The sequence below is a fragment of the Pseudomonas sp. AL03 genome (genome assembly GCF_029960815.1).
Lineage (GTDB): Bacteria > Pseudomonadota > Gammaproteobacteria > Pseudomonadales > Pseudomonadaceae > Aquipseudomonas.
Genome location: NZ_JASBRE010000020.1, coordinates 1 through 23,600, shown reverse-complemented (window position 1 = coordinate 23,600; position 23,600 = coordinate 1). Strand labels below are relative to the sequence as shown.

Genomic DNA, 23,600 nt, shown 5'->3' with positions numbered 1-23,600 from the left:
GCCTCACGACGAACAACTGATCTCCAGATGCTTGCCCCACTCCGGCGGCCGTTCGGCATAGCTCTCCATCCCTGGTTGCTCCTCGAACGGATTGCTCAGCACTGCGTGCAGCCGACGTACCTCGGAATAGTCGCCACTCTGCGCCGCATCGATGGCTTTCTGCGCCAGGTAGTTACGCAGGATGTACAGCGGATTGACGGCGTGCATCCGTTTGCGGCGCTGTGTCTGATCAACCTCGCCGTCACGAGCAACCCGGGCGATGTAGCGCTCACCCCAGGCATCGAATCCCTTGATGTCGACGAAGTCATCACGCAAACGGGCGACGGCCAGTTCAGGTGACTCATCGCCCAAGCGGCGGAAGAACAGGCTGTAGTCGACGCCGCTGTTCTGCATCAGTTGCAGCAGCTGTTCCAGCAGTTTTTGGTCATCGTCTTCGGCCGTGGTGAAGCCGAGGCGGCGGCGCATCAGGTCCAGGTAATGGGCCTGGTACAGCGGCAAATACAGGCCGAGGGTTTCGCGCAGGGCTTCGACGCTGATAAAGGGCGTCAGGGCCTGGGCCAGGGCGCTGAGGTTCCACTGGCCGATCGGCACCTGGTTGCTGAAGGAGTAACGACCCTGGTCATCGGAGTGGTTGCAGATGAAGTTAGCGTCGAAATCATCGAGGAAGGCGAACGGGCCGTAGTCGAAGGTAATGCCGAGGATCGACATGTTGTCGGTGTTCATCACCCCATGGCAGAACCCATAGGCCTGCCATTTGGCGATCAGTTCAGCGTTGCGCTCAACGATTTCACGGAACATCGCCAGGTACGGTTCAGGCTGTTCCAGGCATTCCGGGAAATGCATGGCCAGCACGTGCTCGCCGAGCTCTTTCTGCTTCTCGGGACGTTTAGTGTAGTAGAAATACTCGAAATGCCCGAAACGCACATGGCTCGGCGCCAGGCGCAGGACCATGGCCGCGCGCTCCTGTTTCTCGCGCCAGACCGGCGTGTCGGAGCCGATCACGCACAGCGCGCGGGTGGTCGGGATGTTCAGGGCATTCAGCGCTTCGGAGGCGAGGAACTCGCGGATCGAGGATCGCAGGACCGCCCGCCCATCACCCATGCGCGAAAAGGGTGTCTGGCCGGCACCCTTGAGGTGCAGGTCCCAATGCTCGCCGGCCTCGTTGTAGACCTCGCCCAGCAGCAGACCGCGACCATCGCCCAACTGCGGGTTGTAGGAACCAAACTGATGACCGGAATAGACCATCGCCCTCGGGACCGCGTCGGCCCAGAGCTTATGGCCGCTGAACAGTTCGGCGAACTCCGGGGTTTCGGCCACGGCAGGGTCGAGGTCGAGCAGCGCCATGGCGGCGGGGCTTGCCACCACCAGACGCGGGTTGTCGATGGGTTCGGGCAGCACGTGGGCGGAAAACGTATCGCCCAGGCGGGCGAAACGATTATCGAAGGTCAGTTCGTCGAGGGCTTTCAAGGGCCATCTCCAGCAGAATGTCCGAGCATTCTGCTAGGGATAAGCCGCTTAGTCGAGCTTGGCCGGTGGTGGCTCTAGCGGTGATTTGCCGTCAACCAGCGGCACGATGGTTTTGGCTTCAGGCTCGATGGGTACCATTTTGTATTCCTGGCCGTGAAGGTTCTTGAGATAAACCTCCATCTGCCGGAACGAGATGTTGATGTGCTGCTTCTTGAACTCGCGGTTGATGAAGCGGTTGACTTCATCGAGCACCGGGTTACGGTCGCCGAGGTCGCGCACATGCATGCGCAGTTCATGATCGAGGGTGCTTTCGCCGAAGTTCAGGAAGTACACGTGAGGCTCGGGATCCTTCAGCACACGCGGGTTTTCACGGGCAGCCTTGAGCAGCAATTCCTTGACCAGGTCCAGGTCCGAGCCGTAATCGACGCCGAGTTTGAGGGTCACTCGGGTGATGGTGTCGGTCAGGGACCAGTTGATCAGTTGCCCGGTGATGAACGTCTTGTTCGGGACAATGATGTCCTTGCGGTCGAAGTCGGTGATGGTCGTGGCGCGGATACGGATCTTGCTCACCGTGCCCGACAGGTTGCCGATGGTGATCGTGTCGCCGATCCGCACCGGGCGTTCGAACAGGATCATGATCCCGGAGATGAAGTTCGCGAAAATTTCCTGCATCCCGAAACCGAGACCTACCGATAGCGCCGCCACCAGCCATTGCAACTTGTCCCAGCTCACGCCAAGCGTCGACAGGGTCGAGACAAAACCGACGCCAGCGATCACGTAAGACAGCAACGTGGTGGTGGCGTACGCACTGCCCTGAGCCAGGTTCAGCTTTGACAACACCAACACTTCCAGCAGGCCCGGCAAGTTGCGGGCGAGGGCGAAGGTGATGCCGATGATGATCAGCGCGCCGAGCATGTCGCCAATGCTGATCGGCACCATGCTCATGTTGGCGCCGGTGCCGCTGGTGTATTCGTAGAGGGTGACGTTGTCCAGGTACGAGAACACCGAGATCAAGTCGGACCAGGCCCAATACAGCGCCGCGATGAAGCCGCCGAGCAGCGCCAGACGGATCAGGCGCAGGGACTGTTCGTTAACCTTCTCGATATCCAGCGTCGGCTCTTCGATCACCGCTTCGCCGTCGCCGGCCTCTTTCGCGGCCTGGCGTTTGGCCAGGGCGCGCTGGTAGGCCAGACGCCGTGCCGCCACGCTAAGGCCTCGGACGAAAGTGGCTTCGATCACCAGCCAGAACATCAGCAGGTACAGGGTGTTGATCAACCGGTCGCTGAGCTTCAGCGCGGTGTAGTAATAGCCGAAGCACACCGCCACGAATAACGCGACCGGCAGGACGGTGAACATGATCCCCACGGCCTTGCGGAACAGCGAAGCGTTCTGGTGAGTCGGGCTGCTGATCAGCAAGCGGCTGAGCAGCCAGGCCATCAAGGCGTAGCAGGTCAACACCACCGGCATGCCGAGCACGTCATCGGCCAGGGTCGCGGGTTGCAGTTCGGCAACCGCCACCACCGCGACGAGGGCCATCACCACCAGCCCGAGCCGGCGGACCCAACCTTGAAGGAATTCGACCTGGGGTTTTTCCCAGCGGAAATGCAGTTCGGCCACGCCGCCTGGCGCGAGGATCCGGTAAGCGGTGTAGAACACCAGCCAGGCCTGAGCCATTTGCAGCAACGCCGCGCCCATGTTCGCGTTCTGTCCGCGGGCGTCGATTTGCAAGGCCAGGCCACACAAGGCCAGGCCCAGAGACACCGGCATCGCCAGCAAAATGTTGATCAGAATCGCCTGCGGCGTGTGCCACTGGCTGTCGCGCTTGAAGTGACCGATGTCCTGGTGAACCTTGTTCAGTCGGGCATAGAGGTTCTTGCGCCGCCACAACAGGGCACCGATCAGCAACGCCAGCGGCAGGAACAACAACGGCCGCTGGGTCAGCCCGTCACTCAATTCGCTCAGGCTCGAGGCCCAGGGCAGGGTGGTGACCTGACGCTCCAAGCGTTCCGGCACGGCGCGCATCCATTCCAGGTCCAGCGGCTTGTTGCTGGGAATCCAGAACATTTGCTCATCGAGGGTCGCCCGCAGGCTTTGGGCAGTGCTGAGTAATTGTTTCTGATTGAGTTGCAACGTGATGGATTCGTTGAGCACCGCGCTCAGTTCGCGGTTCAGGCGCTCCAGCAGATCGGCGCGGGTCGTGGCCAGTTCCAGCAGGCTTTTGCGCAGCGGCGGGGTGACCTGCTCCGGCGGCTGGGTAGCCAGCAGATTGTCGACGTAAGTGGCCGGGTTGCTGAGCAGTTCCCGTTGCTGGCTGACTTCGAATTGATAGAGGCGAATGTCGGCGATCTGGTCGGCCAGGTCGCGGTCGAGCTTGAGGAGTGGCAGGGCCTGTTTCTGTTTGTAGAGAATCTTGGAGAGCAGCAGGCTGCCCTTGAGCACGTTGATTTGCTCGTCCAGCGCCGAATCGCTTTGGGTCACGTTGTCCAGCTGCTGCTTGGTCTGCAGGTTCTGCTGAGTGACTTCGTTGAGGCGGTCAGTGCTTTTGAGCAGGTAGTCCGAGAGCTTCAGATTAGCCGCGCTTTCGGTGGCCAGCAGCGTGCTGCCGCCAGACTTCTGCGCTTCGATGGACTGCTGCGTCACGGTCTCTTGGGACTGCGCCAGACGCTTCTGGTTGATCAAGGTTTGTAGCGCCTGGATTTCCTTATCCAGGCGATCGGATTTTTCCGAGAGCAAGTCATGCTGGCTGTTGCCCAGGTCCTGCAGTTGGTTGTTGCCGGCCAGTTCCTGGCGCCGCAACGGGATCAGGGCATTCAGCGCCGCGAGCTCGGCGTTGAGCAGGTCGCGTTGCTCGGGGGTCACGGTCTTGCCGTTGTCCTTGCCGGCCTTGAGGATGTTGTTGATCTGCTGGATGCGCGTCTGGCTGGTAGAAATTTCGGCTTGGGCGCGCTCGGGGCGGGTTTGGGCGGTAGTGACCAGGCTGTTGGCGTCGGCCAGGGCCTTCTGCAGATCGCTTTGCTGGGTGGAGCGCTCAGTGAGCATCTGCTCCAGTTGCTGAATAGGCTCTTTGGCATAGCGTTGCGGCACCGGCAACACGTTGGTGGCTTTGAGCTTGGTCAGTTCTCGCTGGTTCTCGATGTTCTGCTTCGGGGCGCTGGCCAGTTGCCGTTTGAGATCGGCCAGCTTCTGCTCGTAATCACGCTGGTTGTTGAGTTGTGTCAGCGTGTTTTGCAGGATGGTTTGCAGGGCTTTCTGATCGGCTTCCGGCAGTTTGCGGTCGGCGATCTTGTTCAGGTTCGCCTGCACGGCTTCGCTGGACGGAGGTTCGGCCGCTTGCAATGTACCGACAGAAAGACTCAAGCCCAGCAGGGCGATGATGAAAAAGGTGCGCAGGGTTGACATAGAGACCGATCGAAAGCGAGACGAAGAATGGAGTTTAGAGGAACAAGCCCGGACCGGGGCGACTTCCTTCGGGGAATCTGACGCCCACTTTACCGATCTTGTTCCCCTCCATGACCGCGACGGTCCAAATGGTGTTGTTCCACTCCACCTGGTCGCCGACCACGGGTGCGCCGCCCACTTTCTGGGCAATGAAATGGCCCAGGGACATGTCCGGATCGATGCCTTCCACTTTCAATCCGTACAACGCAGCAACCGCGGCCAGCTGGGCGTCTCCTTCGAGCACGAAGTCGCCGAAGAAGCGCAAATCGAGGCCTCGTTGCGGTGCCTGACTGAAGAGTTTTCCGAGGGCCGGAAGGTTGTGTTCATGGCCGATTACACACAGCAAATCATCGACTTCGAGCACCGTACTACCCGACGGATGGAGCAGTTGCTGGCCACGAAACAGGGCTGCAATGCGAGTACCTTCGGGCATTTTCAGTTCGCGAAGGGGCGAGCCGATGCACCATTTCTCGGCGCCGAGGCGATAAACGAACAGCTCCCACTCACTGGTGACGTGCACTTCCAGGGCGGCGCGGGAGATCGGCGCAGGCTCCGGCGGAACGGTCACTTTCAAAAGCTTCGCCACCCATGGCAGGCTCGTGCCCTGCACCAGCAGCGACACCAACACGATAAAGAACGCGAGGTTGAAGTAGAGCTGGGCGTTGGGCAGGCCGGCCATCAGCGGGAACACCGCCAGAATGATCGGGACCGCGCCGCGTAACCCGACCCAGGAAATGAACGTTTTCTCGCGCCCATGGAACGCCTTGAACGGCAGCAGACCGACCATCACCGACAACGGCCGGGCAAACAGAATCATCCACAGCGCCAGACCCAGAGCGGGCAGGGCAATCGGCAACAAGTCATGGGGCGTCACCAGCAACCCCAGCACCAGGAACATGCCGATTTGCGCCAGCCAGGCCATGCCATCGAGCATGTGCAAAATGCCGTGGCGGCTGCGCACCGGGCGGTTGCCGATAACCAGGCCGCACAGGTACACCGCCAAAAAGCCGCTGCCGTGCAAGGCGTTGGTCAGGGCAAACACGACCAATCCGCCGGCAATGACCAAAATCGGATAAAGGCCGGTGGCCAAGTGGATACGGTTGACCAGTTGCAGCATGACCCAGCCGCCACCCAGGCCGATGACGGCACCGATACCGAATTCACGAATAAAGTGCCCGAGCAGACTCCAGTGCAGACCGGTCTGGCCGCTGGCGAGCATGTCGATCAGGGTTACGGTGAGGAACACCGCCATCGGGTCGTTGCTGCCGGACTCGATCTCGAGGGTGGCGGTGACCCGTTCGTTCAAGCCTTTGCCGCCGAGCAGCGAGAACACCGCCGCGGCGTCGGTGGAGCCGACGATCGCGCCGATCAGCAGGCCCTGAATCAGGTTCAGGTTGAACAGCCAGGCGGCTGCCATGCCGGTCAGCCCGGTGGTAATCAACACCCCGACCGTCGCGAGCGACAGCGCCGGCCATAACGCCACGCGGAAGCTGGTAACCCGGGTGCGCAAGCCGCCGTCGAGCAGGATGACTGCCAGGGCGAGGTTGCCGACCAGATAAGCCGTTGGGTAGTTATCAAAAACAATGCCGGCACCGTCGACACCGGCCGACATGCCCACCGCGAGGATGATCACCAGAATCGGGATACCGAGGCGCGATGAAAGTGAGCTCACCAGAATGCTCGCACCTACCAGCAACGCGCCGATCAAGAACAGGCTGTTGATGGTCGTCGCATTCAAAGGCAGTACTCCAGGAAGCTGAAAGGCGGGCACAAACTGACCATGCAGTCTGCGTGCCAGCGATTCTAACCTGTTGAAATGTGATGCTGTCAAAAAGGTTTTGCAGCAGCGGGAGGCACAGGGAGGGTGATCGTTCCCACGCTCTGCGTGGGAATGCTTCAACGGACGCTCCGCGTTCGGCTTCTGGGACGCAGAGCGTCCCGGGCTGCATTCCCACGCGGGAGCGTGGGAACGATCAGTTACGGGTTAGAGGCTAAACCGCCCAACCATATTGTTCAGATCCAACGCCAACCGCGACAACTCATTGCTGGCAGCACTCGTCTGATTCGCCCCGGTTGCCGACTGCACCGACAGATCACGAATGTTCACCAGATTGCGGTCCACTTCGCGGGCCACCTGCGCCTGCTCTTCGGCGGCGCTGGCGATCACCAGGTTGCGTTCGTTGATTTCGACGATCGCACTGTTAATAGTGTCCAGCGACATGCCAGCACCACGGGCAATGTTCAGCGTCGACTCGGCGCGCTCGGTGCTGTTGCGCATCGAATCCACCGCGTGCTCGGTGCCGCTCTGGATGCTGCCGATCATGCGTTCGATTTCGCTGGTCGACTGCTGAGTACGATGGGCCAGGGCACGAACTTCGTCAGCTACCACGGCGAAACCACGACCGGCTTCACCGGCACGGGCTGCTTCGATGGCCGCGTTCAACGCCAGCAGGTTGGTCTGGTCAGCCAGGCCGCGAATCACGTCCAGCACTTTGCCAATGTCACGGGACTCATTGGCCAGGTCGCCGATCAGGGTCGCGGTGCTCTGCACATCGGCGCTCATGCGTTCGATGGCGCTGACGGTTTCCTGCACCAGGTCACGGCCATCACCGGCAGAGGTGGTGGCGTTCTTCGAGGCTTCGGACGTGCTGACGGCATTGCGCGCGACTTCTTCCACGGCGCTGGTCATTTCATTGACGGCGGTGGCGGCCTGTTCAATTTCGTTGTTCTGCTGGGTCAGGCCACGGGCGCTTTCGTCAGTGACACTGTTGAGTTCTTCAGCGGCGGACGCCAGTTGCGTGGCAGAGCCGGAAATCCGTTGCAGGGTGTCGCGCAGCTTGTCCTGCATCTTCGACATGGCCAGCAGCAAACGACCGGCTTCGTCCTCACCGTCGACAGTGATCGGGCGAGTCAGGTTGCCTTCGGCAATTTCTTCGGCGGCGCTCAGGGCATTGGCGATCGGCTTGGTGATGCTGTTGGTCAGCAACCAGGCGAAAAGCAGGGTCAGGCCGGTAGCGATCACCAGCAGCGTGACCACAAGATTGAATGCTGAGGCGTACTGGTCGGCAGCTTGCTGATTGGTGTCGACGGTCTGCTGAGTGTTGATCTCCAGCAAACGGTTGAGCACGGTGTTGACTGCTTCGGAATTGGTCAGCAAATCAGTGTTGAGCAGGGTGCGCAGTTCATCCACTTGATTGTTGCGCGACAGGCTCTTCATGCGGTCTTCGATCTGGCGGTACTGCCCCAGCAGTTGCACGTACTGATCATAGGCCGCACGCTCCTGTGGGCTGGCGATCAGTTTTTCGTAGACCGTCTGAGCCACTCGGATCTGCTGATTACGTGTTTCCAGCAGGTCCAGGGTTTTTTGCTGGACTTCTGGCTCGCGGTTCACTAATAGGCGATAAGACAAGACGCGCAAGCGCAGGGTCAGTTGAGTGAACTCGTCGAGGCTTTTGATGCTCGGTACGCTGTTCGAGGTAATCTCCTCGGCGGCGCCGCGAATCTTGCTCATCTGGTTCAGGGCGAACACCCCCAGGATCAGCAGCATGGCGCCAATCAGGGTGAAGCCGAGGAACGCCCGCGGTGCGATATTCATATTGCGAAGGGACATGGTGTTTACCGAAAAAAGCGCATCCGTGCGGCGCTGAGACTGACGTATGGGTGACTTATCGGTCATACGACTAAAGTCTTGAGCCTCTGCGCGTATTTGTCGCACAACCGCCCGGGCGACGAAGTGCAGGAACCAGATCCGCCAATCACAGTCTTTAAAGTTCGCGAGGAAGGTCGCCCGCCAGCAAAATCAAGGCCTTGCGCCTGGATAACCCTGGCATCCATGGTGACTTTTCTTTATCGTACGCGCCCCTTGAAAATGCTTGGAAAATCAAAATGTTGGAAGCATCCCTAAGCCAATTGGAACAGCTGGTCAGCGACCTGGTGCAACAGAACCAGACCCTGCTCGGCACCCACCAAACCCTGAGCGCAGAATTGGCCCAGGCCAAGGATGAAAACGAAAGCCTGCAGCTGAGTCTGATGGAGCAGGAAGAGAAGCAAGGTGCCACTGCGGCACGCATCCAGGCCCTGGTTGAGCGCGTCAGCGCCGGCCCAGTCAGCGCATGAGTCACGGCGCCGCAGGGGTAAAAGTCGTCTCGATCCTGGGGGAGGACTATTCGATCAAGGCGCCGGCCGGGGAAGAGCAAACCCTGCTGGACGCCGCATTAATGCTGAAGGCTGCCCTGGCCGACACCAAAAAGAAGTACCCGACGCTGATCGGTGACCGCTTGCTGGTGCTGGCGGCGATGAATCTGTGCTCCCAGCAGATCGAAATGCAGAAACGGCACAAGCAGGAACTCGACCGTTACCAAGAGCAAGTCAGCGCCACGGTTGAAGTGATCTCCAAGACGATCAATCAGGCCTGATCGGCTTTGCGCACAACCAAGGAATAAATTGTCGTTTGCATTGTATACAATCGGCACGGCTGTTGCAGTGTTTCAGCCTCTTATTCTTTGGGGGTGCTCCATGCAGTTCTGGCGACGCAGTATTCAATGGCAGTTGATCCTGAGTATGGGCACCGCCCTGCTGGTCAGCATTCTGATCGTGGTTGGCGTTTATACCCTCGTGGTCAACCGTCTCGCCCAGCGCTATCTGGTCGAACAAGCGCTGCCGTCGAGCATCGAAGCGATGCGCAACGACATCGAGCGAATCCTCGTTCAACCCCTCACCGCCGCCAAGGACATCGCCAGCAATAGCATGGTGCGCGACTGGTTGGCCGGGGGCGAAAACAGCGCCCAGACCGCCACGTTCGTGCGGTATCTGGAAGGCATCCGCGCCGAGCACAAGGCCTTTACCGCGCTGATCGTCGGCACTCCCTCAAGCAATTACTTCACTGAAAAAGGTCTGGACCGGACCCTCAGCCGCTCCAACCCCAAAGACGCCTGGTTCTACTCGTTTCTCGACAGCAATCAGCCGCGAACCCTCAATATCGACAATGACACCGCGACCGGAGAATTGGCGCTGTTCATCGACCTCAAAGTCGAGCAGGCCGGCAAAGTCGTGGGCGTTGCCGGGCTTGGCCTGAGCATGAAAGAGCTGTCGGAGTTGATCCACAACTTCAACTTCGGTGAGCGCGGCAAGGTCTATCTCGTGCGTTCCGACGGTTTGATCCAGGTTCATCCCGAGGCGCAATTCAGCGGCAAACGCACGTTGGCCGAGCAAATTGGTGCAACTGCCGCACAAGCGGTGATGGGTCAAAAAGTTGCCACCAACAGTAGCTTTGTCCGCGACGGCGAAGATTATCTGGCGCTGAGCCTGCCGCTGAGGGACTTGGGCTGGACCCTGGTGGCCGAAGTGCCGCAGTCGCAAATCTACGCCGAAGCCCGCCGCGCCATGTGGACCAGCAGCGCCATCGGCCTGGCGGTGGCGCTGGTGTGCCTGTTGCTGGTGGTGTTGCTGGCCCGCGGATTGGTGCGCCCGATTCGTCAGGTAACAGCGGCGCTTGTAGCCATCGGTAGCGGTGGGGGAGATTTGACCCACAGGTTAGATTCCAGTCGCGCCGATGAGCTGGGTGACCTGGCGCGTGGCTTCAATCGGTTCCTGGAAAGTCAGCGCGACATGATTGGCGAAGTGCTGACCACCAGCGAGCGTTTGCGCACGGCAGTCGGCCAAGTGGCGCGGGTGGTGGACAACACCGCCGAACGCTCCGGCCGTCAGCAGGAAATGACCGACATGGTCGCCACCGCCGTCCACGAAATGGGCCTGACGGTGCAGGAAATCGCCCAAAACGCCGGTAACGCCGCGATGGCTTCGCAAAACGCCCGTGATGAGGCGATGCAGGCGCGGGAAGTGGTGGGCGGATCGATCCGGCATATTGAAAGCATGTCTGCCGAAATCGGCCTCGCCGCGAGTGCGGTGGGTGAGCTGGCCCATCAAGTGGCGTCCATTGATCAGGTGTTGGCGGTGATTCGCGGGATTTCCGAGCAGACCAATTTGCTGGCGCTTAACGCGGCCATTGAAGCGGCGCGAGCCGGGGACATGGGCCGTGGGTTTGCCGTGGTGGCGGATGAGGTGCGCACGTTGGCGCGGCGGACTCAGTCGTCGACTGATGAGATTCAGCAGATGATCGGCAGCCTCAAGCAAGGCGCGGAGAATGCGGTCTCGTCGATGCATTCGGGGCAGGCGGCGACGGGCACTGGGGTTGAGTCGAGCCAGCGCACCGGGGCGTCGTTGACGGCGATCACCGGGCAGGTCGAGCGGATCAGCGACATGAACCATCAAGTAGCGACCGCGACGGAAGAGCAGTCGGCGGTGACCGAAGAGATCAACCGCAACGTGCAGGGGATTTCCGATTTGGCTCGGGCAACGGCTGGGGAGGTCAGGGCTTGTCGTGAGGATTGCCAGACGTTGCAGCGGTTGGCGGATGATCTGGCGCGGCAGATGGGTGGTTTCAAACTGAGCTGATACTTGTGACTGATCGTTCCCACGCTCTGCGTGGGAATGCAACCCGGGACGCTCCGCGTCCCATTGGAACGCGGAGCGTCCCCTGAGGCATTCCCACGCAGAGCGTGGGAACGATCAGTGTGAGGGATCAGAACCACTCATCCTGCATCCCCAGGCACACATCATCCCGAGCCTCAAGAATCGCCAGCTCATGGTGGCAACCCGGCACTTCCCACGTCAGGAAATACCGCGCCGCCTGCAGCTTGCCCTTATAGAAGCTCGCATCCGCCGCATTCCCTTTGGCCAACCCTTCTTCGGCGCGAATCGCCTGTTCCAGCCAGCGCCAGCCAATCACCGTGTGCCCGAACACCTTCAGGTACAGCGCCGAGTTCGCCAGGCTGCTGTTGACCTTGCCTTGCCCCAAATCCGTCAGCAAACCAATCGTCACTGTTTGCAGGCGTGCCACCAGTTTCTCCAGCGGTTCACGCAGCGCGGTCAACGACTCATGCGCCTGCGCTCGCTCAGCAGTGTCGGCGATCAGTCGAATCAGTTGCTTGAGCCCTGCGCCACCGTTCTGCGCCAGTTTGCGGCCCAACAGGTCCAGCGACTGAATACCGTGCGTGCCTTCATGAATCGGGTTCAAACGGTTGTCGCGGTAGTACTGCTCAACCGGGTATTCGCGGGTGTAACCGTGACCGCCAAGAATCTGGATCGCCAGTTCGTTGGCCTTCAGGCAAAACTCCGACGGCCAGGACTTGACGATCGGTGTCAGCAAATCCAGCAGCTCATGGGCCTGTTTACGCTCGGCTTCAGTCTCAAGGGTCGTGGTGTCATCGAACAGCCGTGCCGCGTACAGCCCGAGGTCGAACGAGCCTTCGACGTAGGCTTTCTGAGTCAGCAACATGCGTTTGACGTCGGCGTGCTGAATGATCGCCACCGGTGCAGTGTTCGGGTCTTTGCTGTCCGGCACGCGACCCTGCGGACGCTCGCGGGCGTACTCCAGGGAATACAGATAGCCGGCGTAACCGAGCATCACCGCGCCCATGCCGACGCCGATCCGCGCTTCGTTCATCATCTGGAACATGTAGCTCAGGCCATGGTGCGGCTTGCCCACAAGGTAGCCGACACACTCGCCGTTATCGCCGAAATTCAGTGCAGTGGAGGTGGTGCCGCGCCAGCCCATTTTGTGAAACAAGCCGGCCAGCAGCACGTCGTTGCGCTTGCCGAGACTGCCGTCATCGTTGACCAAAAACTTGGGCGCGATGAACAGCGAAATACCTTTTACCCCGGCCGGTGCGTCCGGCAATTTCGCCAGCACCATGTGCACGATGTTTTCCGACAACGGGTGATCGCCGCCGGAGATGAAGATCTTGTTGCCCTTCAAGCGATAGGTGCCGTCAGACGCAGGCTCGGCGCGGGTACGAATATCCGACAGCGACGATCCAGCATGCGGCTCGGTCAGGGCCATGGTGCCGAAGAAGCGACCGTCGATCATCGGTTGCAGGAAGCGCTGTTTCTGCTCCTCGGTGCCGAAGCTTTCGATCAGGTTCGCCGCGCCCATGGTCAGGAACGGATAAGAGGTCGACGCCGCGTTGGCCGACTGAAAGTGCGCGAAGCAGGCTTGGGACAACAGCGTAGGAAGTTGCATGCCGCCGGCGTCGAAACTGCGCGCGGCGTTGAGGAAACCGGCTTCAAGGAAGGCATCCACCGCCGGTTTCACCTCCGGAATCAGAATCGCCTGGCCGTCTTCATAGCGCGGCTCGTTCTCGTCACCCTTGCGGTTGTGCGGGGCGAAGAACTTCTCGGCGATGTTGCGGGCGGTGCCGATGGCGGCGTCGAAAGTCTCGCGGTTGTGCTCGGCGAAACGCTCGCGCTGAGTCAGGCCCTCGGCATCGAGGACTTCATACAGCTCGAAAGCCAGATTGCGGGAACTGAGCAGCGTCTCGGACATGTCGGCCTACCTTTTTTTGGAATGGACCGAGTCTAGGCGTGGGAAGGGCGGGGTGAACAGGATGATTGATGAGCGTGATGGAGGGGCAAAACGAGGGTAGGACATGATCGTTCCCACGCTCCGCGTGGGAATGCAGCCCGGGACGCTCCGCGTCCCCAAACGGCGTGACGCAGAGCGTCACAGGAGGCATTCCCACGCAGAGCGTGGGAACGATCACGAGGAGGGTTTAGCCAATAGTCATCAGGCTGGCATTACCACCCGCAGCAGCAGTGTTAACACTCAATGCCCGCTCGATCACCAGACGCTCCAACGCAATGTTGGTCTCGCCTTGCGACAAACCATGAACCCCGACAATTGCACCGGCACGCTTGGCCACCTGCTGGCAGACCGCACGCAGCTGATCGGAATGGCCGTGATGCAGAGCCGCATCAAACAGCACTTCGTCCTTACTCCAGTCGGAAACCAGCTTGATCCTTGCCTGAACTTCCTTCGGCAGACGTGCGAACAACGCCTTGGTCAATTCAGCTTCCGGCCATACCGCCGAACCGCCGACGGCCAATACCGCCGCCAGTTGCGTCAGCAGATCGCCTTCGACTTCCGCCAGGCACAGCACGTGTTCGCGCGGCAGGATGGCGTAGCTGTTGCGCTCGCCGGTCGGGCCCGCCAGAACACGGGTGATCCCGCTTTGCGATTGCGCCGCGAACTGCACGCACAGGGCGCTTAGGTCGGCAAACTTGTTGCTGTCAGCCCAGGCTTGCAGAGCCTTCAGCGGCTTGCTCATGGCATCACGCAGACGAACATCCGGGGCCGCGATAGCATCACCGCGAGCGAAGGACTGTTCGATCGCACCGGTAGGGCGCGTCGACAACAGACGGTACAGGTACAGCGGACCACCCGCCTTCGGCCCCGTGCCCGACAAACCTTCGCCGCCGAACGGCTGCACGCCGACCACGGCACCCACAATGTTGCGGTTTACGTAGACGTTACCGGCGTTGACGTTGTCGATCACCTTGGCGATGGTCTCGTCGATGCGCGTGTGCACGCCGAGCGTCAGGCCGTAACCGGAAGCGTTGATCTGGCCAATCAGCTGATCGATGTCTTTGCGCTTGTAGCGAACCACGTGCAGCACCGGGCCGAAGATCTCCCGTTGCAGCTCATCGAAGCTTTCCAGCTCGATCAACGTCGGCATCACGAAGGTGCCGCGTTTGACTTCTTCGGTATTGGCGATTGCCACCTGGTACACGCTGCGACCTTTGTCGCGCATGGCCTGGATGTGCTTCTCGATGCCCGCCTTGGCTTCGGCGTCGATCACCGGGCCGATGTCCACGGACAGGCGCTCAGGATTGCCGAGACGGCATTCAGCCATGGCGCCTTTGAGCATTTCGATGACACGGTCAGCGGAGTCTTCCTGCAAGCACAAGACGCGCAGCGCCGAGCAACGTTGACCGGCGCTGTCGAACGCCGAGGACACAACATCGATCACCACTTGTTCGGTGAGTGCCGAGGAGTCGACGATCATCGCGTTTTGGCCACCGGTTTCGGCGATCAGCGGAATCGGGCGACCTTGAGCATCCAGGCGACCGGCGACGTTGCGTTGCAGCAAGCGAGCGACTTCGGTGGAGCCTGTGAACATCACACCTTTGACCCGATCGTCACCAACCAGACGGGCACCGACGGTTTCGCCGCGACCCGGCAGCAGTTGCAGCACACCTTCCGGAATCCCGGCTTCAAGCAGCAAGCGCACGGCCTGAGCGGCGACCAGCGGGGTTTGTTCCGCAGGCTTGGCCAATACCGGGTTACCGGCGGCCAGTGCGGCAGCGACTTGACCACTGAAAATCGCCAGCGGGAAGTTCCACGGGCTGATGCAGACCACCGGACCCAGTGGGCGGTGGGCGTCGTTGGTGAAATCGTTGCGAGCCTGCACTGCGTAATAACGCAGGAAGTCCACGGCTTCACGCACTTCGGCGATGGCGTTGGCGAAGGTCTTGCCGGCTTCGCGAGCCAACAGGCCCATCAGCGGCTGGATCTCGCCCTCCATCAAATCGGCGGCACGTTCCAGAATCGCGGCGCGTTCGGCGGGCGGAGTGGCCTGCCAGATCGGCGCGGCGCTCAAGGCGCACTGGATCGCATTGTCGACGTCTTCGACGGTGGCTTCCTGCACATGGCCGACCACATCACGCAGATCGGACGGGTTCAGCACCGGCGCCGGCGTTTCAGTGCTGGACGCGCAACCGAGCATCGGCGCAGCTTTCCAGTGGTTATGAGCGGTCGCCAGCAGGGCGCAGGACAGGGAAGCCAGACGATGTTCGTTGGCCATGTCGATGCCGCTGGAGTTGGCGCGCTCGGCACCATAAAGATCACGCGGCAGCGGGATACGCGGGTGCGGTAGGCCGAAGCCGCCTTCCAGCGTCGCCATCTGCTCGATGCTGGCCACTGGATCGGCCACCAGCGCCTGAATCGAGATGGACTGATCGGCGATCTGGTTGACGAACGAGGTGTTCGCGCCGTTTTCCAGCAGGCGACGCACCAGGTACGCCAGCAATGTTTCGTGAGTGCCGACCGGTGCGTACACGCGGCACGGACGGTTCAACTTGCCTTCGGAAACTTTGCCTACAACCTGTTCGTACAGCGGTTCGCCCATGCCGTGCAGGCACTGGAACTCGTACTGGCCGGGGTAATAGTTCTGACCGGCGATGTGGTAAATGGCCGACAGGGTGTGGGCGTTGTGCGTGGCGAACTGCGGGTAGATGACTTCCGGTACCGACAACAGTTTGCGGGCGCAGGCGATGTAGGAAACGTCGGTGTACACCTTGCGGGTGTAGACCGGATAGCCTTCCAGGCCTTCGACCTGGGCGCGCTTGATCTCGCTGTCCCAGTACGCGCCTTTCACCAGGCGAATCATCAGGCGATGACGGCTGCGACGCGCCAGGTCGATTACGTAATCGATCACGTACGGGCAACGCTTTTGATAAGCCTGGATCACGAAACCGATGCCGTTCCAGCCGGTCAGTTGCGGCTCGAAGCACAGACGCTCCAGCAGATCCAGCGACAGCTCGAGACGGTCGGCTTCTTCGGCGTCGATGTTCAGGCCGATATCGTATTGCTTGGCCAGCAGGGTCAGCGACAGCAGGCGCGGGTACAACTCGTCCATCACACGTTCGTACTGGGCACGGCTGTAGCGCGGGTGCAGGGCCGAAAGCTTGATGGAAATGCCCGGGCCTTCATAAATCCCGCGGCCGTGAGACGCTTTGCCGATCGAGTGGATGGCTTGTTCGTACGAGGCCAGGTACTTCTGGGCATCGTGCTCGGTGAGTGCGGCTTCACCCAGCATGTCGTAGGAATAGCGGAAGCCTTTGGCTTCGAACTTGCTGGCGTTGGCCAGGGCTTCGGCGATGGTTTCACCGGTGACGAACTGCTCGCCCATCAGGCGCATCGCCATGTCGACGCCCTTGCGGATCATCGGTTCGCCGCTCTTGCCAATGATGCGGCTCAGCGATGAAGTCAGGCCGGCTTCGTTGTGGGTGGCGACCAGTTTGCCGGTCAGCAGCAAGCCCCACGTAGCGGCGTTGACGAACAGCGACGGGCTGTTGCCCAAGTGCGGGTGCCAGTTGCCGGTGCTGATCTTGTCGCGGATCAGCGCGTCACGCGTGCCTTTGTCCGGGATGCGCAGCAGCGCTTCGGCCAGGCACATCAACGCCACGCCTTCCTGGGACGACAGGGAAAATTCCTGCAACAGGCCCTGAACAATCCCGGCACGGCCGCCGGCGCTTTTCTGATTGCGCAGTTTTTCGGCAATCGAAGAGGCGAGTTTGTTAGTGGCTTCGGCCATCGCAGCAGGCAGACGCGCCTGTTCGATAAGCATCGGCACCACTTCCGGCTCAGGGCGACGGTAAGCAGCCGTGATCGAAGCGCGCAGCACCGATTGCGGCAGGATGCTTTCGGCGAATTCGAGGAAGCATTGGTGGGCGTGATCCAGAGGCGCATCGACGACGTCGTCGGAATCCTTGGTCAAACCGCTCAGCTCGGTCAGGGTTGCACCACCCTCGAGTTTTTCCAGGTAATTGAAAATTGCCTGCTTGATCAGCCAGTGCGGCGTGCGATCAATCGAGGTCGCGGCGGCCTTGAGGCGCTCGCGGGTCGGGTCGTCAAGTTTGACCCCAAGGGTGGTGGTAGCCATATTTTTATCCTCATGTTTGCCACGACCGCGTGGCATCAGCTGGCGGCAAGATTAGCTGCGCAACTCTCGAGGTGCAACCGGGTGCAACCCTTTTTTTGTCGGAATAATAAGCAGTTCGTCAGGAATTAAATTCCGGTACGAACGTACCGCTCCTGCTTGGTGCTTTTGCTTCTAGTAAATCGCGTGGACTGCGCTAAAAGGGAGCAAAAACAGGACTTTTTCAGATAAATCCGACTAGGTGCAACTTATTCTCACGAAACTGGTTGCACCTTATTTGCTTTGTTGAATAGCATTCGCGCCCAAGGTGCAACCAGTCAAAAAAGACAGGTGCCCCGGCTGATGGCTTTCCTGGGGAAACATCAGTCATAAATGCGCGGGACCCGAAATCGTCTGTCAAACGTCGTCGTTTGCGTGCGGTTCACCAGCCGCCGCTACATAAAAACAAAGCCAGGGCGTAACTTAATGAGCGTTAGCAATCCAACCCTGATCACTTTCGTGATCTACATCGCAGCAATGGTGCTGATCGGCTTCATGGCCTATCGCTCCACCAATAACCTTTCTGACTACATTCTGGGCGGTCGTAGCCTGGGCAGCGTCGTGACTGCATTGTCCGCCGGCGCCTCCGACATGAGCGGCTGGTTGTTGATGGGCCTGCCGGGCGCCATCTACATGTCCGGTCTCTCCGAAAGCTGGATCGCCATCGGCCTGATCGTCGGTGCTTACCTGAACTGGCTATTCGTCGCCGGCCGTCTGCGGGTGCAGACCGAGCACAACGGTGATGCGTTGACCCTGCCGGATTACTTCTCCAGCCGTTTCGAAGACAAAAGCGGCCTGCTGCGGATCATCTCTGCGGTCGTGATTCTGGTGTTCTTCACCATCTACTGCGCCTCCGGCATCGTGGCCGGCGCCCGTCTGTTTGAAAGCACCTTCGGCATGTCCTACGAGACGGCGCTGTGGGCCGGTGCTGCAGCGACGATTGCCTACACCTTCGTCGGTGGTTTCCTGGCAGTGAGCTGGACTGACACCGTACAAGCCACGCTGATGATCTTCGCTCTGTTGCTGACGCCGATCATTGTGCTGCTGGCCACTGGCGGCGTCGACACCACGTTCCTGGCCATCGAAGCACAAGATCCAAGCAACTTCGACATGCTGAAAAACACCACTTTCATCGGCGTGATTTCGCTGATGGGCTGGGGCCTGGGCTACTTCGGCCAGCCGCACATCCTCGCGCGTTTCATGGCGGCGGATTCGGTCAAGTCGATCGCTAACGCTCGTCGTATCTCCATGACTTGGATGATCCTGTGCCTGGGCGGCACCGTCGCTGTAGGCTTCTTCGGTATCGCTTACTTTTCGGCGCACCCGGAGCTGGCCGGTCCTGTGACCGAAAACCCAGAGCGCGTGTTCATCGAACTGGCCAAAATCCTGTTCAACCCATGGATCGCCGGTGTACTGCTGTCGGCCATTCTGGCGGCGGTAATGAGTACCCTGAGCTGCCAGCTTCTGGTGTGCTCGAGCGCCCTGACCGAAGACTTCTACAAGACCTTCCTGCGTAAATCGGCGTCCCAACTGGAGCTGGTTTGGGTCGGTCGTGCCATGGTGCTGCTGGTTGCCCTGATCGCCATCGCGATGGCCGCTAACCCGGAAAACCGCGTACTGGGCCTGGTCAGCTACGCCTGGGCTGGTTTCGGTGCTGCGTTCGGTCCGGTTGTCCTGATCTCCGTGATCTGGAAAGACATGACCCGTAACGGCGCATTGGCCGGCATCCTGGTCGGTGCGATCACCGTGATCGTCTGGAAACACTTCGAACTGCTGGGTCTGTACGAAATCATCCCTGGTTTCATCTTCGCCAGCCTGGCGATCTACATCGTCAGTAAAATGGGCGAGCCTACCAAAGGCATGCTTCAGCGCTTCGCTGCTGCCGAGGCAGATTTCCGCCTGAACAAGTGATGGGGATGAGCTGATGCTCTGACCTTTCGCCGAACATGAAAAAGGCCCGCTTCCTCATGGACGCGGGCCTTTTTTTGTCTGTGCGACCAATCTGACGGGTATGTCTGTAGGTCACTGTTCCGATTTTTGAAGGACGATTCCCTAAAAAAGTAGGGCAAATCTGATTTTCCTGTCCCTCCCTCAACACCCCTATCCGCTCATGCAGAATCGCCCGCCTTCAATCTGCAGAGACACATCGGATGTTCGCTCCTGCCAATCAACCGCGTTTCACGTTGACCCTCGACGGCGTCCAGAATGAGCTCAAAGTGCTTGAGTTCACGGGCAAGGAAGCCATCAGCCAGCCCTACCGTTTTGACCTGGAACTGGTCAGCGAACGGCCGGACATCGAACTCGAAAGCTTGCTGCATCGTCAGGCATTTCTGAGTTTTGATGCTCAAGGTTCCGGCATTCATGGTCAGATTTTTCGGGTCGGCCAAAGCGATTCCGGACAACGCCTCACGGGTTACCAAATCAGTCTCGTACCGCGACTGGCGTACCTGGGCCAGCGCATCAATCAGCGGATCTTTCAGCACAAAAGCGTGCCGACGATCGTCGCGCAAATCCTCAAGGACCATGGCATCCAGCGCGATGCCTTCGAGTTTCGGCTCGGCAGCGACTACCCAGCGCGCGAGTACTGTGTGCAATACGCCGAGAGCGATCTGGGGTTCATCCAGCGGCTGTGTGCCGAGATCGGCATTCACTACCACTTTCAGCACAGCCTCGACGGGCACCTGCTGGTGTTTGGTGATGACCAGACGGTTTTCCCTCGTCTGTCCGAGCCGACGTTATACCTGCCGGGCAGCGGAATGGCGGCGGATGCGCCAGCCGTCAAGCGTTTCAACGTGCGGCTGGAAACCCGGACGACAGCGGTAACCCGTCGCGATTACGACTTCCGCAAACCGCGCCTGCAACTTGAAAGCCGCCTCGACAGCGAACAGCGACCGGTGCTGGAGGATTATCACTTTCCTGGCCAGTTCACTGATCGCGAACACGGCAAACATCTGGCTCAACGAGCACTCGAACGCCACAACGCCGACTTCCGTCAGGCCGAAGGTCGGGGCGACGAATCTGCGTTGGTCTGCGGGCACTTCCTACATCTCGCCGAGCACCCGCGTCAGTCGTGGAATGATCTGTGGTTGATCACCGAAATTGAGCACCGTGGACGCCAGCCGCAAGTGCTGGAAGAGTCGGTCACCAGCGACAGCCCGGAAGATTTCCAGGGCTATCGCAATACCTTTCTGGCAATCCCGTGGGACGTTTCGTTTCGTCCGCCGCTCGGGCCGGAAAAGCCACGCATGCTCGGCTATCAACCTGCCGTGGTCACCGGTCCGACCGACAGCGAAATCCATTGCGACGAGTTCGGCCGGGTCAAGGTTCAGCTCGCCTGGGACCGTGACGGTCAGCTCAATGAACACTCCAGTTGCTGGCTGCGCGTGGCCACCGGCTGGGCGCACGACCGTTACGGCAGCGTGCTGATCCCGCGAGTCGGCATGGAAGTGCTGGTCGGGTTCATCGACGCCGATGCGGATAAACCGCTGGTGATGGGTTGCCTGCCAAACGCGGCGACACCGGTGCCGCTCGACTTGCCCGCCGACAAGACCCGCAGCATTTTTCGCAGCCAAAGTAGTCCCGGTGGCGGCGGTTACAACGAATTGCGCATCGAGGATCGCAAAGGCGCCGAGGAAATCTACCTGCGCGCCCAGCGAAACTGGACTCAACACGTGTTGAACGATCAACAGGTGCAGGTCGATAACCAGCGCAGCATCGTCGTCACCGGCACCGCTCGCCATGAGCTGAAGGCCGACGAGCAACGCATCACCCATGGCCAGCGCCAGACCGAAGTGAAGCTGGATGATCACCTGGTGGTGGTCGGTGACCGGCACATTCGCGTGACCAGCCAGGCGCTGAATGCCAGTCAGCAATTCCATGTCAGCGCCGGCCAGCAAGTGGTGATCGACGGCGGGGCCAGCGCGACGATTCAGGCGGGTGGGCAGTGGATCAACATTGGTCCCGGTGGGATTTTCAGCAGCGTGCCGATTCAGGTCGGTGGTGCGTTGATGCCGGCCATGACTGCTGCGCCAGCCTCGCCGGATACGCTGTTGAATCTCGTTGCCGCTCCGGCGGCGCTGCTGAGTGCTGCACAGATTCTAAGCCTGAAAAGTGATGCGCCGTTCTGTGAGGAATGTGAGCGTTGCAAGGAGGGTGTCTGTGCAGCCTGATCGCTTGTCGCCCCACGACTGGCTGGTAAGCCAACCCCTCAAATCTTCTGAGCAACTCTTCGCCATTTTCAGCAACGCGAGCTCCGCTGAACCGTTTAAAGCTTGGCAGCGTTCGAGCATCGCTCAAGCACCCAGCCCGATTTGGGCCGACAGCGCTTACGCCGAGTGGGAACCGGTGATGCCCTATGTCGGAATCGTCGCCGCTTGCAGTGAGTTTCTGGAGTGGGTCGCCACGACCGAATCAAGCGATTGGGGTTGGCTGGCGGTTTCTTCGGCCTCTCAAGAAGTGCTGGTCGAGCATTTGCGCAGCCTTACCCAAGTCCTTTTGCCCAACGGCAACGCGGTGTTTTTCCGCTTTTGGGATGGGCGTTATTTGCTGTCGATCCTTAAGTCTCCCGAAGTTAACGCCACGCAGTTAATGCCTGTGATCGACCGCTGTTTGATCAATGGCCAGCCGCTCGCCATGGGTGGCAGTGCGTTGAAAACCGCAAGAGTTTTTCCTTGGTGGGAAGTTTCTGAATCGCTGCTTAAACACCTCGCTGCGGAGTCCGCAACAACCCGCATCAACAACTTGGTGAAGTGGTTGAGCGAGGAACGCCCTGATCTTTATGAAGGGTTTTCGATAAGCGTATTGCGGCACAAGGTCGCGATCTTTCTTGAGACACCGGACCTGCCTCAAGCACCCAAAACCGCCTTGCTGGACTACCTGATGGCGGAGCTGAACTGATGGATCAGATCGAGCGTATCGAGCAGGAGCTCGACAGTTTCCCGAACACCCTTTCCCTCTACCGTGAACAGCTTAAGCATTGGTTGAGCCGGGCGGCAGACAAGGCCAGTCACGCGACTGATTTGCCTTCGCTAATGGGGATGGAGCGGATCATTCGGTTCGGCAATACCAGCACCACTGTGAGCAGTGGCGATGACGATTTTCTCTCCACCGTCGTGCAGTGCCCGAAGGGTGGGATGCTGGAAATCGAGAGCAAGTTCGAATCGGTTTATGACGTTCCCGTTGGGAGTATCCAGGTTGATGTGATTGCTATCGACGGCGGTAAAACAACGCCTGTCACGCTTGATGAAAATGGCAAAGGGACGTTCAAGGGGGACGAGGGCAAGTTCTACCGCATTCACGTCCACAACGAAGTCACACCGCAGCAAGTTGATGATCTTTTCTCTTCCTACGATGGCCTGACCAAAGAGTTGGAAGGGTGGCTGCGCAAAGAATGGGAAGGCTTTAAACCGCAATGGTCGCAGTCGACTTTTGCGGCCGCTGGGAACGGAATGCTGGCGGGAAGTTGGGCAGCAGTCATGGGTGTTTGGGATGGCCTGAACCTCGTCTTTGAAATCCTTAAAAATCCTGGCGCCCACCTTGAACGGCTCGGCAGCAGTGCGCAGCAACTTATCGATCTGGCGGAGCAATCACCCGCCGCGATGGAAAAAGCCATGTTGCTGGCCAGCGATGAAGCGGCGCTTTGCCTGCTGTTTCGTGCCGCGACTCTTTGGTTTTCGGCGTTACCGTCTAGCGAAATTGCGGGTACCACAGCAGAGGCCGCCAGCCATGCCATTGTCTCGGTACTGATCGACATTCTGATTGCTTCGGCGCTGGCTCTCACGGGTGTCGGCATGCCCGCTGCCGTAGCCTATTTGAAGCTTCGTGGAATCAAGTACGGAATGGTGCTCGCCGGTCTGGCTACGCGCTTCGTCGAGGCTGTTTTCAATATCCTCAACACCTTCATGAAGTACGTCGACCAATACAAATCGGTCGCCGCGCGCGGTGTGGCTGCGGGCCTGAAACAAGGTCGGATGCAACTACGTTGGGACGCCAAGCGCAACACCACGCTCAAGCAAAACGAACACCACGACAACGTCCCGGACCAAGCGAAAAACCCCAACGGCGACAGCGCCGATTCCGCCGATAAAACCGCCACTCACA

General features: G+C 59.9%; 12 protein-coding genes and 1 pseudogene. 7 read left to right on the top strand and 6 right to left on the bottom strand.

What is annotated here, in order from left to right:
* Positions 1-3: 3 nt before the first annotated feature.
* The 4 genes from selO to QK293_RS19070 all read right to left on the bottom strand — a co-directional run bounded on the left by selO (position 4) and on the right by QK293_RS19070 (position 8,515).
* Complete coding sequence (gene selO / locus QK293_RS19085; protein WP_282379821.1) at positions 4-1,467, bottom strand: protein adenylyltransferase SelO; 1,464 nt, start codon at positions 1,465-1,467, stop codon at positions 4-6.
* Between the two features lie 48 nt (positions 1,468-1,515).
* Positions 1,516-4,866, bottom strand: coding sequence for a mechanosensitive channel MscK (mscK, locus tag QK293_RS19080; RefSeq protein ID WP_282379819.1), 3,351 nt, complete (start codon positions 4,864-4,866; stop codon positions 1,516-1,518).
* Positions 4,867-4,900: 34 nt separating this feature from the next.
* Positions 4,901-6,643 carry a potassium/proton antiporter gene (locus tag QK293_RS19075; protein WP_282379817.1) on the bottom strand — a complete coding sequence of 581 codons (1,743 nt, stop codon included), beginning with the start codon at positions 6,641-6,643 and terminating at the stop codon, positions 4,901-4,903.
* A 246-nt stretch (positions 6,644-6,889) separates the two neighbouring features.
* Complete coding sequence (locus tag QK293_RS19070) at positions 6,890-8,515, bottom strand: methyl-accepting chemotaxis protein (protein ID WP_282379815.1); 1,626 nt, start codon at positions 8,513-8,515, stop codon at positions 6,890-6,892.
* A gap of 275 nt (positions 8,516-8,790) precedes the next feature.
* Here QK293_RS19070 and QK293_RS19065 point away from each other — a divergent pair, with 275 nt between their 5' ends.
* The 3 genes from QK293_RS19065 (at position 8,791) to QK293_RS19055 (ending at position 11,358) form a co-directional block, all read left to right on the top strand.
* Positions 8,791-9,021 carry a hypothetical protein gene (locus QK293_RS19065; RefSeq protein ID WP_282379813.1) on the top strand — a complete coding sequence of 77 codons (231 nt, stop codon included), beginning with the start codon at positions 8,791-8,793 and terminating at the stop codon, positions 9,019-9,021.
* On the top strand, positions 9,018-9,320 hold the full coding sequence (locus QK293_RS19060) for a cell division protein ZapA (protein ID WP_282379811.1): 303 nt from the start codon (positions 9,018-9,020) through the stop codon (positions 9,318-9,320). Before QK293_RS19065 ends, QK293_RS19060 begins: the two co-directional genes overlap by 4 nt.
* Positions 9,321-9,420: 100 nt before the next feature.
* Positions 9,421-11,358, top strand: coding sequence for a methyl-accepting chemotaxis protein (locus QK293_RS19055; protein WP_282379809.1), 1,938 nt, complete (start codon positions 9,421-9,423; stop codon positions 11,356-11,358).
* A 127-nt stretch (positions 11,359-11,485) separates the two neighbouring features.
* Here QK293_RS19055 and QK293_RS19050 read toward each other — a convergent pair whose 3' ends face one another.
* A complete protein-coding gene (locus QK293_RS19050; protein ID WP_282379807.1) occupies positions 11,486-13,288 on the bottom strand; it encodes an acyl-CoA dehydrogenase in 1,803 nt (600 codons plus the stop codon).
* 226 nt (positions 13,289-13,514) lie between these two features.
* Entirely contained in the window at positions 13,515-17,465 is a 3,951-nt protein-coding gene (gene putA / locus QK293_RS19045; RefSeq protein ID WP_282379805.1) for a trifunctional transcriptional regulator/proline dehydrogenase/L-glutamate gamma-semialdehyde dehydrogenase, read from the bottom strand.
* A 462-nt stretch (positions 17,466-17,927) separates the two neighbouring features.
* On the opposite strand from putA, the gene putP reads away from it, so the two are divergent.
* The 4 genes and pseudogenes from putP to QK293_RS19025 all read left to right on the top strand — a co-directional run.
* Positions 17,928-19,412: a sodium/proline symporter PutP gene (putP, locus tag QK293_RS19040; RefSeq protein ID WP_282379803.1), complete on the top strand. Its 1,485-nt coding sequence runs from the start codon at positions 17,928-17,930 to the stop codon at positions 19,410-19,412.
* 239 nt (positions 19,413-19,651) lie between these two features.
* Positions 19,652-21,670, top strand: a complete 2,019-nt coding sequence (locus tag QK293_RS19035; protein ID WP_282379801.1) for a type VI secretion system tip protein VgrG — start codon at positions 19,652-19,654, stop codon at positions 21,668-21,670.
* Entirely contained in the window at positions 21,660-22,397 is a 738-nt protein-coding gene (locus QK293_RS19030; RefSeq protein ID WP_282379964.1) for a DUF4123 domain-containing protein, read from the top strand. Before QK293_RS19035 ends, QK293_RS19030 begins: the two co-directional genes overlap by 11 nt.
* Positions 22,397-23,600: pseudogene (locus QK293_RS19025) on the top strand (type IV secretion protein Rhs); the annotation flags it as partial. The gene QK293_RS19030 and the pseudogene QK293_RS19025, both read left to right, overlap by 1 nt.

Coding starts and splice junctions, on each gene's coding strand:
- mscK (WP_282379819.1), bottom strand. CDS start 4,866: ATGTCAACCCTGCGCACCTTTTTCATCATCGCCCTGCTGGGCTTGAGT.
- QK293_RS19070 (WP_282379815.1), bottom strand. CDS start 8,515: ATGTCCCTTCGCAATATGAATATCGCACCGCGGGCGTTCCTCGGCTTC.
- QK293_RS19065 (WP_282379813.1), top strand. CDS start 8,791: ATGTTGGAAGCATCCCTAAGCCAATTGGAACAGCTGGTCAGCGACCTG.
- QK293_RS19060 (WP_282379811.1), top strand. CDS start 9,018: ATGAGTCACGGCGCCGCAGGGGTAAAAGTCGTCTCGATCCTGGGGGAG.
- QK293_RS19055 (WP_282379809.1), top strand. CDS start 9,421: ATGCAGTTCTGGCGACGCAGTATTCAATGGCAGTTGATCCTGAGTATG.
- QK293_RS19050 (WP_282379807.1), bottom strand. CDS start 13,288: ATGTCCGAGACGCTGCTCAGTTCCCGCAATCTGGCTTTCGAGCTGTAT.
- putA (WP_282379805.1), bottom strand. CDS start 17,465: ATGGCTACCACCACCCTTGGGGTCAAACTTGACGACCCGACCCGCGAG.
- putP (WP_282379803.1), top strand. CDS start 17,928: ATGAGCGTTAGCAATCCAACCCTGATCACTTTCGTGATCTACATCGCA.
- QK293_RS19035 (WP_282379801.1), top strand. CDS start 19,652: ATGTTCGCTCCTGCCAATCAACCGCGTTTCACGTTGACCCTCGACGGC.